General features: G+C 71.3%; 14 protein-coding genes. 6 read left to right on the plus strand and 8 right to left on the minus strand.

What is annotated here, in order from left to right; all coding sequences use genetic code 11:
- Positions 1–263: 263 nt before the first annotated feature.
- A complete protein-coding gene (locus HD596_RS12750; RefSeq protein ID WP_313043786.1) occupies positions 264–734 on the minus strand; it encodes a MarR family winged helix-turn-helix transcriptional regulator in 471 nt (156 codons plus the stop codon).
- Positions 735–784: 50 nt separating this feature from the next.
- Here HD596_RS12750 and HD596_RS12755 point away from each other — a divergent pair, with 50 nt between their 5' ends.
- The gene (locus tag HD596_RS12755; protein WP_185069460.1) at positions 785–1930 is read left to right on the plus strand and encodes an FAD-dependent oxidoreductase; all 1146 of its coding nucleotides are present in this window, start codon (positions 785–787) and stop codon (positions 1928–1930) included.
- Here HD596_RS12755 and HD596_RS12760 read toward each other — a convergent pair.
- Positions 1892–2770 (minus strand): 4-hydroxy-tetrahydrodipicolinate synthase family protein, encoded by an 879-nt coding sequence (locus tag HD596_RS12760; RefSeq protein ID WP_185069461.1) that lies wholly within the window; start codon positions 2768–2770, stop codon positions 1892–1894. The genes HD596_RS12755 and HD596_RS12760 overlap by 39 nt on opposite strands.
- 71 nt (positions 2771–2841) lie before the next feature.
- Here HD596_RS12760 and HD596_RS12765 point away from each other — a divergent pair, with 71 nt between their 5' ends.
- The gene (locus HD596_RS12765) at positions 2842–3711 is read left to right on the plus strand and encodes a LysR family transcriptional regulator (protein ID WP_185069462.1); all 870 of its coding nucleotides are present in this window, start codon (positions 2842–2844) and stop codon (positions 3709–3711) included.
- Here HD596_RS12765 and HD596_RS12770 read toward each other — a convergent pair.
- Entirely contained in the window at positions 3708–4292 is a 585-nt protein-coding gene (locus HD596_RS12770) for a TetR/AcrR family transcriptional regulator (protein WP_185069463.1), read from the minus strand. The genes HD596_RS12765 and HD596_RS12770 overlap by 4 nt on opposite strands.
- Positions 4293–4374: 82 nt before the next feature.
- On the opposite strand from HD596_RS12770, the gene HD596_RS12775 reads away from it, so the two are divergent.
- Complete coding sequence (locus tag HD596_RS12775; protein ID WP_185069464.1) at positions 4375–5328, plus strand: quinone oxidoreductase family protein; 954 nt, start codon at positions 4375–4377, stop codon at positions 5326–5328.
- A 7-nt stretch (positions 5329–5335) separates the two neighbouring features.
- Here the strand turns inward: HD596_RS12775 and HD596_RS12780 are convergent, their stop codons facing one another.
- The 4 genes from HD596_RS12780 to HD596_RS12795 all read right to left on the minus strand — a co-directional run bounded on the left by HD596_RS12780 (position 5336) and on the right by HD596_RS12795 (position 9209).
- Complete coding sequence (locus HD596_RS12780; RefSeq protein ID WP_221519301.1) at positions 5336–6280, minus strand: serine hydrolase domain-containing protein; 945 nt, start codon at positions 6278–6280, stop codon at positions 5336–5338.
- A gap of 72 nt (positions 6281–6352) precedes the next feature.
- A complete protein-coding gene (locus HD596_RS12785) occupies positions 6353–6880 on the minus strand; it encodes a flavoprotein (RefSeq protein WP_185069465.1) in 528 nt (175 codons plus the stop codon).
- Between the two features lie 64 nt (positions 6881–6944).
- Complete coding sequence (gene argG, locus HD596_RS12790) at positions 6945–8402, minus strand: argininosuccinate synthase (protein WP_185069466.1); 1458 nt, start codon at positions 8400–8402, stop codon at positions 6945–6947.
- Between the two features lie 78 nt (positions 8403–8480).
- On the minus strand, positions 8481–9209 hold the full coding sequence (locus HD596_RS12795; RefSeq protein WP_185069467.1) for a class I SAM-dependent methyltransferase: 729 nt from the start codon (positions 9207–9209) through the stop codon (positions 8481–8483).
- Positions 9210–9456: 247 nt separating this feature from the next.
- On the opposite strand from HD596_RS12795, the gene HD596_RS12800 reads away from it, so the two are divergent.
- The 3 genes from HD596_RS12800 to HD596_RS12810 all read left to right on the plus strand — a co-directional run bounded on the left by HD596_RS12800 (position 9457) and on the right by HD596_RS12810 (position 12230).
- Positions 9457–10707: an LCP family protein gene (locus tag HD596_RS12800; protein WP_246554399.1), complete on the plus strand. Its 1251-nt coding sequence runs from the start codon at positions 9457–9459 to the stop codon at positions 10705–10707.
- A gap of 129 nt (positions 10708–10836) precedes the next feature.
- Complete coding sequence (locus HD596_RS12805) at positions 10837–11766, plus strand: ATP-binding protein (protein ID WP_185069468.1); 930 nt, start codon at positions 10837–10839, stop codon at positions 11764–11766.
- A 77-nt stretch (positions 11767–11843) separates the two neighbouring features.
- Entirely contained in the window at positions 11844–12230 is a 387-nt protein-coding gene (locus HD596_RS12810; RefSeq protein ID WP_185069469.1) for an SCO5389 family protein, read from the plus strand.
- Positions 12231–12284: 54 nt separating this feature from the next.
- On the opposite strand, the gene HD596_RS12815 is transcribed toward HD596_RS12810, so the two are convergent.
- On the minus strand, positions 12285–13268 hold the full coding sequence (locus HD596_RS12815; protein ID WP_185069470.1) for an LLM class flavin-dependent oxidoreductase: 984 nt from the start codon (positions 13266–13268) through the stop codon (positions 12285–12287).
- Positions 13269–13296: the final 28 nt, after the last annotated feature.

Raw genomic sequence — 13296 nt, forward strand, 5'->3', positions numbered from 1 at the left:
CCGCCGCACCAGGCCACCGCACGCCACCACCCGACCGCCGCGCCAAGCCGCCACACGCCACCACCCGGCCGCCGCACCAGGCCACTGCACGCCACCATCCACCGACCACCGACCACCGGCCATCGGCCATCGGCCACCGCGCCCGGTGTCGCACATCGCCGCCGGCATCCACCGACCCGGTGCGCCGTGTGCAGGGCGTCTGTGCTGGAGACCGCGCGTGATGGCGTGCGGCGCAAAGGGGGTGGCCGCAGGGGACAGTGGGGCTATGCCGTCAGGTCGCGGGTGGCCGCGCGTTGCAGGGCCGTGGCGCGGGTGACGTAGTCGAGGATCACCTCCAGCTCGTCATCCGTGTACCGCTCGTACAGCTCCCCCAACGCCGCCACGAACGGCTCGAACAGCTCGCTGAACCCGGCCAGCCGCTCGTAGTTGATCTCCACGATGACCCGCCGCCGGTCCCGCGTGTCACGCACCCGCCGTACCAGCCACTTCGCCTCCAGCCGGTCGATCAGCCCGCTGACGGTGGCCGGCGCCAGCCCCGCATGCTGGCCGATCTCCCCCGCCGTCAGCGGCCCCATGCGTTGCAGCAGGTCGAGCGTCTTCTCCTCCGTCATGCCGAGACCCAGCCGCTCGCCCATGGCGGTGTGGTACATCACGGCGGCGTTGCTGTTGTCCCGCCCCGCCATGCTGAGCGCCTCCAGCAAATTCTTTCGCCGCTCCGAAATATCTCTGGACACAGGTAAAGCCTCCGCATATATTTCGTTCGACCGAACGAAAGGTTACCACCATGAAGGCTCTGATCATAGGTTGCGGCATCTCCGGACCCGTCACGGCGATGGCCCTGCGCGAGGTGGGCATCGACGCCGAGATCTTCGAGGCGTACGGGCAGGGCGCGGAGGACGTGGGCTCCTTCCTGAACGTCGCCTCCAACGGCCTGGCCGCGCTCCGGGTGCTGGGCGCGCACCACCAGGTCCTCTCGCAGGCCATCCCCACCCCGCGCATGGTCATGTGGAGCGGATCGGGCAAGCGGCTGGGCGAGGTGGCCAACGGGCTGCGGCTCGACGACGGCACGGTGAGCCACACCGTCCTGCGGTCCGACCTCTACCGGAGCATGCGTGACGAGGCGACCCGGCGCGGCATCGAGGTCACGTACGGCAAGCGGCTGGTCGCGTACGACGAAAGCGGAAGGCAGGTGACGGCCAGGTTCGAGGACGGCACGGAGGCGACGGGCGACCTGCTGATCGCGTGCGACGGCGTGCACTCGCGCACCCGCATGATCCTCGACCCGCAGGCCCCCGCCGCCCGCTACAGCGGCCTCTACAGCTTCGGCGGGATCGTCAAGGACGCCGGTTTCCCCGGCGAGCCGGGCGTCTACAACATGGTCTTCGGCAAGCGCGCGTTCTTCGGTTTTTCGGTGCCTGAGTCGGGCGAGACCTGGTGGTTCGCGAACCTGCCCAGGCGGCTCGGTGACGTTCCGGAGGACTGGAAGCCGGTGCTGGTCAGGGCGTTCGAGGACGACGCGAACTTCTCCGCCGAGCTCATCCGGCACAGCGACGTCGGGCCGGGGTCGCCGGTCTACGACCTGCCGCCGGTGCCCGTGTGGCACCGCGGCCGGGTCCTGCTGATCGGGGACGCCGCGCACGCCACCTCCCCCAGCTCCGGCCAGGGCGCCTCGCTGGCCATGGAGGACGCGGTCGTGCTGGCCAGGTGCCTGCGCGACAGCGGGAGCCACACGAAGGCGTTCGAGCGGTTCGAGGCCGAACGGCGGCCCAGGGCGGAGCGGGTGGTGGCGTACTCCAGGACGATCAGCAACAGCAAGGCCGCAGGCCCGGTCGCCCGGGTCTTCCGCGACCTGATGCTGCCGTACTTCCTGAAGAAGAGCGCGAGTCAGGAGTCACTCGCCTGGATGTACCGCTACCAGGCGAGCCTGTGAGACCGCCGCCTCCCCGGCCGGGACCAGCGGCAACCGCACGTCCGGGGTCGGGATCAGGCCCTGGGCGTGCAGCACTCCCTTGATCACGGTGGGGTTCGGCTCGGCGAAGAGCGCGGCCGAGAGCCTGGCCAGCCGGTGGCCGAGCGCCCTCGCCCTGGCGGCGTCGCCCGCGTTCCAGGCCTCCACCAGCTCGACGTAGCCGCGGGTCTGCAGATGCGCCGAGGCGAGGATCCCGCCGACGGCGCCCAGGGCGAGCAGCGGCGAGATGAACGCGTCGTCGCCGCCCACCACCTCGAACCCCTCGGGCAGATCCCCCAGCAGGTCCACCGCGTCCTGGTCGATCCCGCCGGCCGCGTACTTCATGCCGGCGATCATCGGGTGCGCGCCCACCTGCCGGAACGTCGCGGCGCCGACCGCCTGACCCGTCCGGTAGGGGATGTGGTAGATCACCAGCGGCACCGGCGTCGCCTCCGCCAGCGCCTCGAAGTGCGCGATCACCCCGCGCTCGCCGGGCCGCAGGAAGTACGGCACCGTCACCAGCGCGGCCCCGACCCCCGAGGGCAGGCCCTGCAGCGCCCGGGCCGTCGAACGCGTGTCGTTCCCCGTGACCCCCACCGTCAGCAGCGCCTGCCGCTCGGCGCACACCCGCGCGCACGCCTCGATCACCAGCTCCCGCTCTCCGGGGTCGAGCGCGGCCACCTCGCCCGTCGTGCCCAGCGCGACCAGCCCGGCGGCGCCCTGGTCGAGGTAGTCCGAGGCGAGCTTCTCGATCGCGTCCACGGCCACCTCTCCCGACGAGGTGAACGGGGTGATCAGCGGTACGTGTAGTCCTCTCAGCATGGTTCGAGCCTGTCCTGCCCGGACCCGTTAGGTCCAGCGCGGATTTCTTCGGTTGAGATTAAGCTGAGCTTATGCTCGACCCGCGCAAGCTCCACCTCCTCCGCGAACTCGCCCGCCGCGGCACCATCGCCGCGGTCGCGGAGGCGGTGACGTTCACGCCTTCGGCCGTCTCCCAGCAGCTCAGCGCGCTGGAGCGGGAGGCAGGCGTGCCGCTGCTGGAGCGCACCGGCCGTACCGTGGCGCTGACGCCCGCCGGGCACCTGCTGGTCGAGCACGCGCACGCGGTGCTGGAACAGCTCGAACGCGCCTCGGCGGCGCTCGCCGCCGCGCGTGGCGGGCCTTCCGGGCCGCTGCGGATCGGCGCGTTCCCGACGGCGGCCCGGGTGCTCCTGCCCCCGGCGCTCGTCGACCTGACCGGGGCGCATCCGGGGCTGGTGCCGATGGTCTCCGAGATCGACCCCGCCGACGTCTCGGCCGCGCTGCGGGCAGGCGAGCTGGACGTGGCGCTCGTGCACGAGTACGACTTCGTGCCGCCCGTGACGGACGCCTCCATCGAGACGGAGCCGCTGTACAGCGAGCCGATGTACCTGACCGACCGGCCCTCCGTGGCCGACGCCCGCGCCGACGCGTGGATCACCGACAGGCCGGGCACCCTCTGCCACACCATGGCGATCCGGGCGTGCCAGGCGGCCGGGTTCGAGCCGCTCGTACGGCACCACATCGACGACTTCGACACCGTGCTCGCCTTCGTCGCCGCCGGGCAGGGCGTCGCGCTCGTACCGCATCTGGCGGCGATCGACCCGCCAGGCGGGGTGACGCTCACCCGCCTGCCGCTGAGCCGCCGCACGCTCGCGGCGTTCCGGAAGGGGAACGGCGAGCACCCGGCGATCAGGGCGGCCGTCGCCGCCTTCCACGCGGCGATCCCCCACCTGCCCCTCTAACGCAGCAGCCCGCTGACCAGGTCGGCGAAGCCGGCGGCGAGCCGTTCGTGCTGCCCGGCCCGCAGCTGGCTCGCGATCGGCTCCATGTGCAGCGTGCCGAGCAGCATGTGAGCGATCTGCTCGGCGTCCACGTCGGACCGCCCTTCGGCGATCAGCCGGGACACGTGCCGGTGCCAGGACCGGTAGATCGGGTTCTCCTCCCTGCGCTGCTCGCCGTGGGCCTTCGTGGTGACCCTGGCGTGCTCGATGGCGCTGACGAGGTTGCCGTTGCGCGCCGCCAGCACGGCCAGGTCCGCGAAGAACGCCACCAGCCGCTCGACCGGCTCCGCGCCCGGCCCCAGCGGCGGCGGCCCCTCGGTGAACGCCTGCTCGAACTCGCGCGCCCGCTCGCTCATCAGCTCCAGCATCAGCCCCGTACGGCTGCCGAACCGGTGGAACACCGTCCCCTTGCCCACGCCGGCGGCGGCCGCCACCCGCTCGACCGAGACCTGCTCGGGCGGATGCCGCCGCAGCAGCTCCTCGGCCGCCCGCAGGATGGCCTGCCTGTTGCGCGCGGCGTCGGCCCGCTCTCGACGTTCCATCCGGTCATTCTTTCCTATGGACAAACTTGACCAGTGGTCCATATATTAACTGGACCATCGGTTCAGTTAGAGGAGCTCAAGCATGCGCGCGATCGTCCTGTCGGAAAAGGGCGGCCCCGAACGGCTCGAAGTCGCGGACCTGCCGCGCCCCCATCCGGGCGAGGGCCAGGTCCTCATCCGCACCCGCGCCGCCGGCGTCAGCTACGCCGAGACGCAGATCCGGGCGGGGACGCTGCCGTTCCCGCTGCCGCTGCCCGCCGTGATCGGCGCGGAGGCGGCCGGCGAGGTCGTCGAGGTCGGCGAGGGGGTGGACGCGAAGCTGCTCGGCAGCACGATCGTCGGGGTCACCGGCGGGCTCGGCTCGTACGCCGAGTACGCCGTCCTCCCGGCCGCCATGACGGTCCCGGTACCGGACGGCGTGCTGCCGGACCAGGCGCTGGCCGCGGGGGCGCCCGGCGCGCTCGCCCTCGCCCTGCTGCACAAGGCCCGCCTCGCCGGCGGGGAGACCGTGCTCGTCGAGGCGGGCAGCAGCTCGGTGGGGACGTACCTGGTGCGGCACGCGAAGGAGTTCGGGGCCGGACGGGTGATCGCCACCGCCGGCTCGGCCGCCAAGCGGGACCGGACCGCCGAACTGGGCGCCGACCTCGTGCTCGACCACGGCCCGGCCGGCTGGACCGGCGAGCTGCCCGAGGTGGACGTGGCGTTCGAGGCCATCGGCGGCACGACGGCCAGGCGCGTGCTCGACCACCTCACCCCCGGCACCGGCCGGATGCTGTACTACGGGATGCTGAGCGGGGAGCCCGCCGCCGTCACGGCCGCCGACCTCATGGAGCTCGGGGTGACGCTCACCGGGTGCAGCGGGCCCGGCTGGGCCGGGGAGGTGTTCGGGACGCACTATCCGGCGATGCTCGACCGGCTCGCCTCCGGCCGCAGCGTGGCCTACATCGACCGGACGCTGCCGCTGGAGGAGGCCGCGCAGGCCCACCGCCTGCTGGAGAGCCGCGCGGTCACCGGCCGGATCCTGCTCGTCCCGTGACGAACCGTCAGGAGGCGAGGACCGCGTCGAGCACAGCCTTGGAGCTGTCCTCGGCCTGGTCGTAGTCGCCGGCCGTCAGTGCCACGACCAGTTCCTCCTCGGGCAGGACGAGCAGGCGCTGACCGCCGTTCCCGAGGCCGCCGACCCAGCGGCGGTCCTTGGTGTTCACGTACCACTGGTAGCCGTACTCGAAGCCCTCATCGATCACCACCCGCGACCGCACCAGCTCCCGAAGCCACTCACCGGGCACGATGTCCCGGCCGCCGTCGAGCACCAGCTGCCCGACGGCGGCCAGGTCGACCGGGCGCAGCCGCAGCCCGGCCGCGGCGCTCACCGTGTCGTGCTCCCCCTTGGACCACTCGAACGCGTCGATCCCGAGCGGGCGGAAGAGCGCGGTCGCGGCGTACTCCTCCAGCGGCCTGCCGGCACCGCGGGCGATCAGGCCGCCGAGCACGGCGGAGGCCCCGCCGCAGTAGTGCCAGACCTTTCCCGCCTCCTCGACGACGGGCCGCTCCAGCACGTACCGGTACCGGTCGGGCGCCAGCTCCATCGCGATCTCGCTGTTGGCGGGGCTGGTATAGGGGGCGCTCTCGTCCCATTCGAGGCCGAGGGTCATGGTCAGCGCGTGCTCGACGGTGAGATGAGCGCGCTCCGGATCCGCCACCAGGTCCTGATATTCCGGAAATTGGGCCACCAAGGCCGCCCCCGGCTCCGGCACCAGACCTTCGCCCAGCGCGATGCCGTACAGCAGCGCCACCATGCTCTTGGACACGGAGCGCAGGTCGTGCAGCGTGTCCCGGTCGAACTCGACGTGCCCCAGCGCGTCGCCCAGCCGGTGGTCCGGCCCGGCGCCGTAACGCTCCAGCACAGTCTGCCCGCCCCGCATCACCACGAGACCGTGGAAGTTCGGCGCCTTGCCCGCGCGCAGGATCTCGTCGACCCGCTCAGCCATTGCCACGATGTTCCTCCCGAAAGTCGGCACATCCTGGCATACCGCCTCACACAGTGTCAGGTGCAAGCCCTTTCACGACAGCTCTGACAGCGCGCGTTCCCAGGGGAAGCGGTGGGCGCCGGCGTCCGGCTCGTCCGTGGCGAACTGCTGCGGCAGGCCGAACACGACCCGGACACCCTCGGCGCGCAGCTCGTCGATGCTGCGCAGGAAGGGCCGGCGCTCGGCCAGGGCGCTGTTGACGAAGGGCAGCACGACGACGGGGATGCCGAGCCCGGGCGCCTCGGCCAGCAGGCCCAGGGCGTAGGTGTCGGCGATGCCCCGGGCGAACTTGTTGACCGTGTTGTACGTGGCCGGCGCGACGATGATCGCGCCCGGCCGAGGGGGCTTGGGCTCGTGCGGCTTGCGATAGCGGCTGCGGACGGGCCGGCCGGTCTGGGCCTCCAGGGCGGCCACGTCGACGAAGTCGAGGGCCGACGGAGTGGCGACGACCTGGACGGCCCAGCCCCGCTCCTGCGCCATGGCGACGAGCCGGCCGACGTCCGGGGCCGGTCCGGCGGCGCACACGATGATGTAGAGCTCGTCGCCCTGCGGTTCGGCCACGCGTTGACTCCCGGGGGTTCGGCGGCGCCGCCCATCGGCCGCGCCGCCGGTCGGTAAACGGCGGTCAGTCGGTGCCGGACTCCATCGCGGCGTGGTCGAGCAGCTCGTCGTCGCCGGGGATCTCGCCGCGCTCACCGCGGTTGGCGATCGCCTCGGCGCCGCCCTCGGGCATCTCGCCGATCAGCTCGGTCGAGGCCGTCTGCGGCACGTCGTTCAGCATCGGGTGCTGCGGGCCGACGATGCCGAGCGCGGCGTACTGCTCCAGCTTGGCGCGGGTGTCGGCGATGTCGAGGTTGCGCATGGTCAGCTGGCCGATGCGGTCGACCGGCCCGAAGGCGGAGTCCTCGGTGCGCTCCATGGACAGCTTGTCCGGGTGGTAGCTGAACGCCGGTCCGGACGTGTCCAGGATGGAGTAGTCCTCGCCGCGCCGCAGCCGCAGGGTCACCTCGCCGGTGACCGCCGTGCCGACCCAGCGCTGCAGCGACTCGCGCAGCATCAGCGCCTGCGGGTCCAGCCAGCGGCCCTCGTACAGCAGCCGGCCCAGCCGCCGGCCCTCGGCGTGGTAGTTGGCCAGGGTGTCCTCGTTGTGGATCGCGTTGACCAGCCGCTCGTAGGCGGCGTGCAGCAACGCCATGCCCGGCGCCTCGTAGATGCCGCGGCTCTTGGCCTCGATGATCCGGTTCTCGATCTGATCGGACATGCCCATGCCGTGCCGGCCGCCGATGGCGTTGGCCTCCAGGACCAGGTCGACGGCGGAGGGGAACTCCTTGCCGTTGATGGTCACCGGGCGGCCCTGATCGAAGCCGATCGTGACGTCCTCGGCGGCGATCTCGACGGCCGGGTCCCAGAACCGCACGCCCATGATCGGCTCGACGATCTCGATGCCCGCGTCGAGGTGCTCCAGCGCCTTGGCCTCGTGGGTCGCGCCCCAGATGTTCGCGTCCGTGGAGTATGCCTTCTCCGTGCTGTCGCGGTAGGGCAGCCCGTGGGCGAGCAGCCACTCCGACATCTCCTTGCGGCCGCCGAGCTCGGTGACGAAGTCGGCGTCCAGCCACGGCTTGTAGATCCGCAGGGAGGGGTTGGCGAGCAGGCCGTAGCGGTAGAACCGCTCGATGTCGTTGCCCTTGAAGGTGGAGCCGTCTCCCCAGATCAGCACGTTGTCGTCGAGCATCGCGCGCACGAGCAGGGTGCCCGTGACGGCCCGGCCGAGGGGCGTGGTGTTGAAGTAGGTGCGCCCGCCGGAGCGGATGTGGAACGCCCCGCAGGCCAGGGCCGCGAGCCCCTCCTCCACGAGCGCCGCGCGGCAGTCGACCAGCCGGGCGACCTCGGCGCCGTACGCCGTGGCGCGGCCGGGCACGGAGGCGATGTCAGGCTCGTCGTACTGGCCGATGTCGGCGGTGTAGGTGCACGGCACCGCGCCCTTCTCGCGCATCCACGCGACCGCGACCGAGGTGTCGAGGCCGCCGGAGAAGGCGATCCCGACACGTTCACCGACAGGCAAGGAGGTGAGCATCTTAGACACGAGTCGAAGTATATACACACCGATGCATGACCATGCAAACCCCCTCGCCGGATTTCCGCCGCGATGTGCATCGCCGGCTCAGGCGGCGGGTTTCCTGGCCTCCAGGATGCAGGTGCCGAACCACGGCCCGCCGTACCAGAACCGCCAGCCCGCGTCGCGCCGCCGCACGTCCACCACGCCGAGCGAGCGCAGCGTGTCCTCGTACGCCGCCGTGTGCTGGAAGTCGGCGATCAGCATCAACCCGCCGGGCCGCAGCACCCGGTGCGCCTCGCGCACGGCCTGCTCGCGCCCTTCGGCGTCGGGGATGTTGTGGATGGCCAGGCTCGACACGATCGCGTCGAACGCGCCGTCGCCGAACGGCAGGTCGCGCATGTCGCCCGTCACCAGCTCGACGCGGTCGGCGACGCCCTCGGCGGCGGCGTTCGCCCTGGCCCTGGCCTCCCGGTTGCCCGACTGGTCCTTCGACTGCCACAGGTCGATGCCGGTCGCCTTGCCGCGCTCCAGCCGCTGGGCCGCCATCAGCAGCACCGCGCCCCGGCCGCAGCCGAGGTCGAGCAGGAGCTCGTCGCCCTTCAACCTCTCCAGCTCGCCGGCCCATACCGCGAACTTGCCGCGCCGCGTCGTGTAGAGGTAGCTGGCCGCGCTGGCCAGCGTGTAGAGCCCGCCGAACAGGAACGCGATGCCTGCCAGGAGGATGTCGAGCAGGAACGAGACCGACGCCAGGGCGAGGAGCACGAGCGCCCCGAACGATAAGCCGACCAGTGCCCAGGGAGCGTCGAATCCGTAGCTTCCGTGTCGCTTGCGCACACTCACGTTATATCTCAAGGTGGTCTTGACATGGAATTGACCTGACCCGTCCCTTCCTACCGTCTTTCCCGCACAGCGCATTACTAAGGTGGCGTGGATGGGCGCGCAAATGGGGGTTTGACCAGGCATGACGGAGAAAGAGCGGGGATTCGGCCTGGGGGCGAGCATGGCCCTGACGCTGGCATCGTCCTTGTTGTGGGGAGTGGCACATCTAGCCGCAGAGCGCCGTAAGACGGGCTTGGCGCTCATGTTCGGATATGTCGTGATGCTGGCCGGCATCCTCATGGTGTTCACGGCGTACAGCACCCACCTGCTGTCGCTGGCGGTGCAGCCCCGCTGGCTCGTCGGGTTCACCGTGGTGCTGGTGGCGGTGGCGATCGCCTGGACCGGCGTGGTCATCTGGTCCTTCGTCCTGGTACGCCCGCCGAGCTCCGACAGGATCGGCCGCTTCCTGACCACGGCGCTGACGCTCGCGCTCTGCGCGCTCATCATGACCCCGACGGTGTACGCCACCAGGCTCGCCTACCTGTCACGCGACGTCGTGAACACCCTGTTCCCCAACGCCACCGCCACCGCGCCCATCATGGCCCAGGACCCGTGGAACGGCGCCCGCCGGGTCAACTTCCTGCTCCTGGGCGGCGACGCCGCGCCGAACCGGCCCGGCGTGCGTACCGACAGCATGACCGTGGCCAGCGTGGACACCGAGACCGGCGCGACCACCCTGTTCGGCCTGCCGCGCAACCTCCAGCGCGTCGAGTTCGCCCCGGGCCCGGCCAGGGACCAGTTCCCCTACGGGTTCACCGGCAGCGGCGCCGACACGCCCGGCCTGCTCAACGAGATCTTCCAGTACGCCGAGGACCACCCCGAGGTGGTGCCGGGCCTGGAGCGGCGCCAGCGCGGGCCCGCCCTGATCAAGCAGACGATCGGCGACATCCTCGGCCTCAGGGTGGACTACTACGCCCTGGTGGACATGAAGGGGTTCGCGGAGATCATCGACGCCATGGGCGGCGTGAAGGTCACCATCAAGGAGCCCATCGTGTACGGCAAGTACCGCGAGGGCCTGCTCCCGGCCGGCACCCGCAGGCTGTCCGGCGAGGAGGCGCTCTGGTACGGCCGCTCGCGCACCAACAGCGACGACTACGTCCGCATGGGACGCCAGAAGTGCCTGCTCAACGCGCTCGCCAAGCAGGCCGACCCGATGACCGTGATCAACAGCTTCGAGCGGCTGGCCGCGGCGACCAAGCGGGCCATCTCCACCGACCTCCCCCAGGACCTGCTGCCGGCCGTCATCGAGCTCGCGCAGCGGGTCAAGGACGCGAAGATCCGCAGCCTCAACTTCGTGCCGCCGCTGATCAACACGGCCTACCCCGACTGGTCGTTCATCCGCCGCAAGGTCGCCGAGACCCTGGAGGCCGGCCCCGTGACCAGGGCCGGCACCGCCGCCGAGCGGACACCTGACCCGGAGACCCCGGTCAACCTCGACGCCACCTGCACCTGACTCGCCTCGTCCCGGCCACGTGGAACCCCTCCACGTGGCCTTTTTCGTGTTGTCCGGGCATGCCCCGGACGGAGTGTGTCATGATGACAACCGAAACGGAAACGGTTTTCATACCCAGGTGGAGGGGTCGTGAGAGTGGCGTTCGTCGGAAAGGGCGGCAGTGGCAAGACGACGATGTCCGCGCTGTTCGCCAGACATGTGGCGAGCCAGGGCGGGCCGGTGGTGGCCGTGGACGCCGACATCAACCAGCACCTGGCCATGGTGCTCGGCCTCGACCGGCAGCCCGAGCCGCTCGGCGCCCACCTGAGCGAGATCAAGGAGCGGCTGCGCGGCGACAACCCCCGCATCCCCTCCGCCGACGTCATGGTCAAGACCACCCCGCCCGGCCGCGGGTCCCGGCTGCTGAGCTTCGACGACCTGGCCGCCGACCCGTACGCGCTGACCACCCCCGACGGGCCGCGCCTGCTCGCGACCGGCCCGTTCGGCGAGGACGACCTCGGCGTGGCCTGCTACCACTCGAAGGTCGGCGCGGTGGAGCTGCTGCTCAACCACCTCATCGACGGCCCCGGCGAGTACGTCGTGGTCGACATGACCGCGGGCGCCGACTCCTTCGCCTCGGGGCTGTTCACCCGGTTCGACCTGACGTTCCTCGTCGCCGAGCCGACCAGGCAGGGCGTGAGCGTCTACCGGCAGTACCGCGAGTACGCCGCCGCGTACGACGTCGCGCTGGCCGTCGTCGGCAACAAGGTCCACGGCCCGTCCGACGTCGAGTTCCTGCGCGAGCACGTGGGCGACGACCTGCTCACCTGGATGGAGCACTCCGCCGCCGTCCGCGCCATGGAGCAGGGCCGCCACTTCGCGCTCGACGACCTGGAGCCGGTCAACGCCGACGCGCTGGCGGTGCTCCGCAAGGCCCTCGACGAGCAGGAGAAGGACTGGGCGCGCTTCGGCCGCCAGACCGTGGAGTTCCACCTGCGCAACGCGCAGGCGTGGGGCAACGAGCGGACGGGGTCCGACCTGGCCTCACAGATAGACCCGGATTTCGTGTTCGGCCCCTGAGTGCCCCCCTCCAGGCATCTGGAGCGAGCACAGATCCCCACCTAGCGTCAGATTGATCCCATTCGAGAGGAGACAGCATGTCGCTGACCGTTCCGAACGAACTGCTCGACCAGGCCAGGGCCGGTGACGTGGACGACGCGGCATTCCTCGCGTGCGTCCGCGACTCGCTGCCGTACGCGTGGTCCCTGATCAGCGGGCTGGCCGAACAGCGCGAGCAGACCGGAGCCGAGTTCGCCGACAACCAGGTGCCACCACCGTCCGAGGAGGCCCGCGGGCAGCTCCTGCGCTGCCTGGCGAGCGACGCGATGCGCGCAGCGCTGGAGCGCCACTTCGGAGTACGGCTGGCCTTCCAGAACTGCCACCGGGTCGCCGTCTTCGACCCGACGGCGACCAAGGCCCTGCACGAGTTCGTCACCCCGAGGGCCCAGATCCTCAACCAGAAGCCGGAGCTGGTCGACTGCTGACCGGCCCGATGGCCCAGCCCGGTGACCCGGCCCAGTGAGCCAGCATTGCCCGGGTCACCGGGCCCGCAGCAGCGGCAGCACCTCCGCCCCGAACCGGCGCACGTTCTCCACCGTGCGCCGGTGCTCGCCCAGCCCCTCGACCAGCAGGATGAACCGCTCGATCCCGGTGTTCTCGGCGGTACGCCGGATCGTCGCGGCACAGTGCTCGGCCGACCCGACCGGATGAATCCGTGCCAACAAATCCACATATGCCGGGATATTTCGCGTAGGTCGGGGACGATCGTCCACCGGCACGTATCCCGCCAGCCCCGGCCCCAGCCACCGGGGCAGCGACTCCTTGATCTCCCGGACCGCCTCCGCCGTGGAGTCGGCCACGTAGGCCACCCCCGCCGCCACGTGATCGGTCGCGCTCCCGCCGCGGTCGACGTAGTCCTTGACCAGGGCGGCCTTCTCGGCGTCCCCGATGTGCATCCCGAGCAGCATCGGCAGCCCCCGCTCCGCCGCCACCCCCACGGTCGCCTCCGAGGTGCACGCGACCACCGGCCGCATCCTCGCGCCCGGCACCACCCGGACCTCCCTGAACCGGAAGAACTCCCCGTCACCTGCGACGGGACCGCCGGAGAGCCCGTCGAGCAGGAGGTCGAGCGACTCCCCGAACCCCCGCTCGAACCGCCCGGCACCAGTCCCGAACACCTCCAGGTCCACCCACGGCCCGCCCCTGCCGACCCCCAGCGTGAACCGCCCGCCGGACAGGTGGTGCAGCATGGCCGCCTGCTCGGCCAGCGCCACGGGATGCTGCGTGGACAGCACGCTGACGGCCGTGCCGAGCCCGATCCGCGAGGTCCTGCCGAGCGCGACCGCCGCCAGGGTGGTCGCGGAGGGGCACACGCCGTAGGACATGAAGTGATGCTCGGCGACCCACGCGTCGTCGAACCCCGCCTCCTCGGCGGCCACGATCACTTCGACGGCATCGGCCAGCACCTGCCCGGCCTCCTGACCGGGGAACTGCGCCGCGAGGACGAAGACGCCGATTCGCATTCACCCGATGATGCCCGATGCCCCCCGT

The organism is Nonomuraea jabiensis (genome assembly GCF_014204795.1).
In the GTDB taxonomy this organism is placed as follows: Bacteria; Actinomycetota; Actinomycetes; order Streptosporangiales; family Streptosporangiaceae; genus Nonomuraea; species Nonomuraea jabiensis.

What these genes read in the sequence shown, in the direction of transcription:
- HD596_RS12755 (WP_185069460.1), top strand. Translation starts at nt 785, where the DNA reads ATGAAGGCTCTGATCATAGGTTGCGGCATCTCCGGACCCGTCACGGCG.
- HD596_RS12760 (WP_185069461.1), bottom strand. Translation starts at nt 2,770, where the DNA reads ATGCTGAGAGGACTACACGTACCGCTGATCACCCCGTTCACCTCGTCG.
- HD596_RS12765 (WP_185069462.1), top strand. Translation starts at nt 2,842, where the DNA reads ATGCTCGACCCGCGCAAGCTCCACCTCCTCCGCGAACTCGCCCGCCGC.
- HD596_RS12770 (WP_185069463.1), bottom strand. Translation starts at nt 4,292, where the DNA reads ATGGAACGTCGAGAGCGGGCCGACGCCGCGCGCAACAGGCAGGCCATC.
- HD596_RS12775 (WP_185069464.1), top strand. Translation starts at nt 4,375, where the DNA reads ATGCGCGCGATCGTCCTGTCGGAAAAGGGCGGCCCCGAACGGCTCGAA.
- HD596_RS12780 (WP_221519301.1), bottom strand. Translation starts at nt 6,280, where the DNA reads ATGGCTGAGCGGGTCGACGAGATCCTGCGCGCGGGCAAGGCGCCGAAC.
- HD596_RS12800 (WP_246554399.1), top strand. Translation starts at nt 9,457, where the DNA reads ATGTTCGGATATGTCGTGATGCTGGCCGGCATCCTCATGGTGTTCACG.
- HD596_RS12810 (WP_185069469.1), top strand. Translation starts at nt 11,844, where the DNA reads ATGTCGCTGACCGTTCCGAACGAACTGCTCGACCAGGCCAGGGCCGGT.
- HD596_RS12815 (WP_185069470.1), bottom strand. Translation starts at nt 13,268, where the DNA reads ATGCGAATCGGCGTCTTCGTCCTCGCGGCGCAGTTCCCCGGTCAGGAG.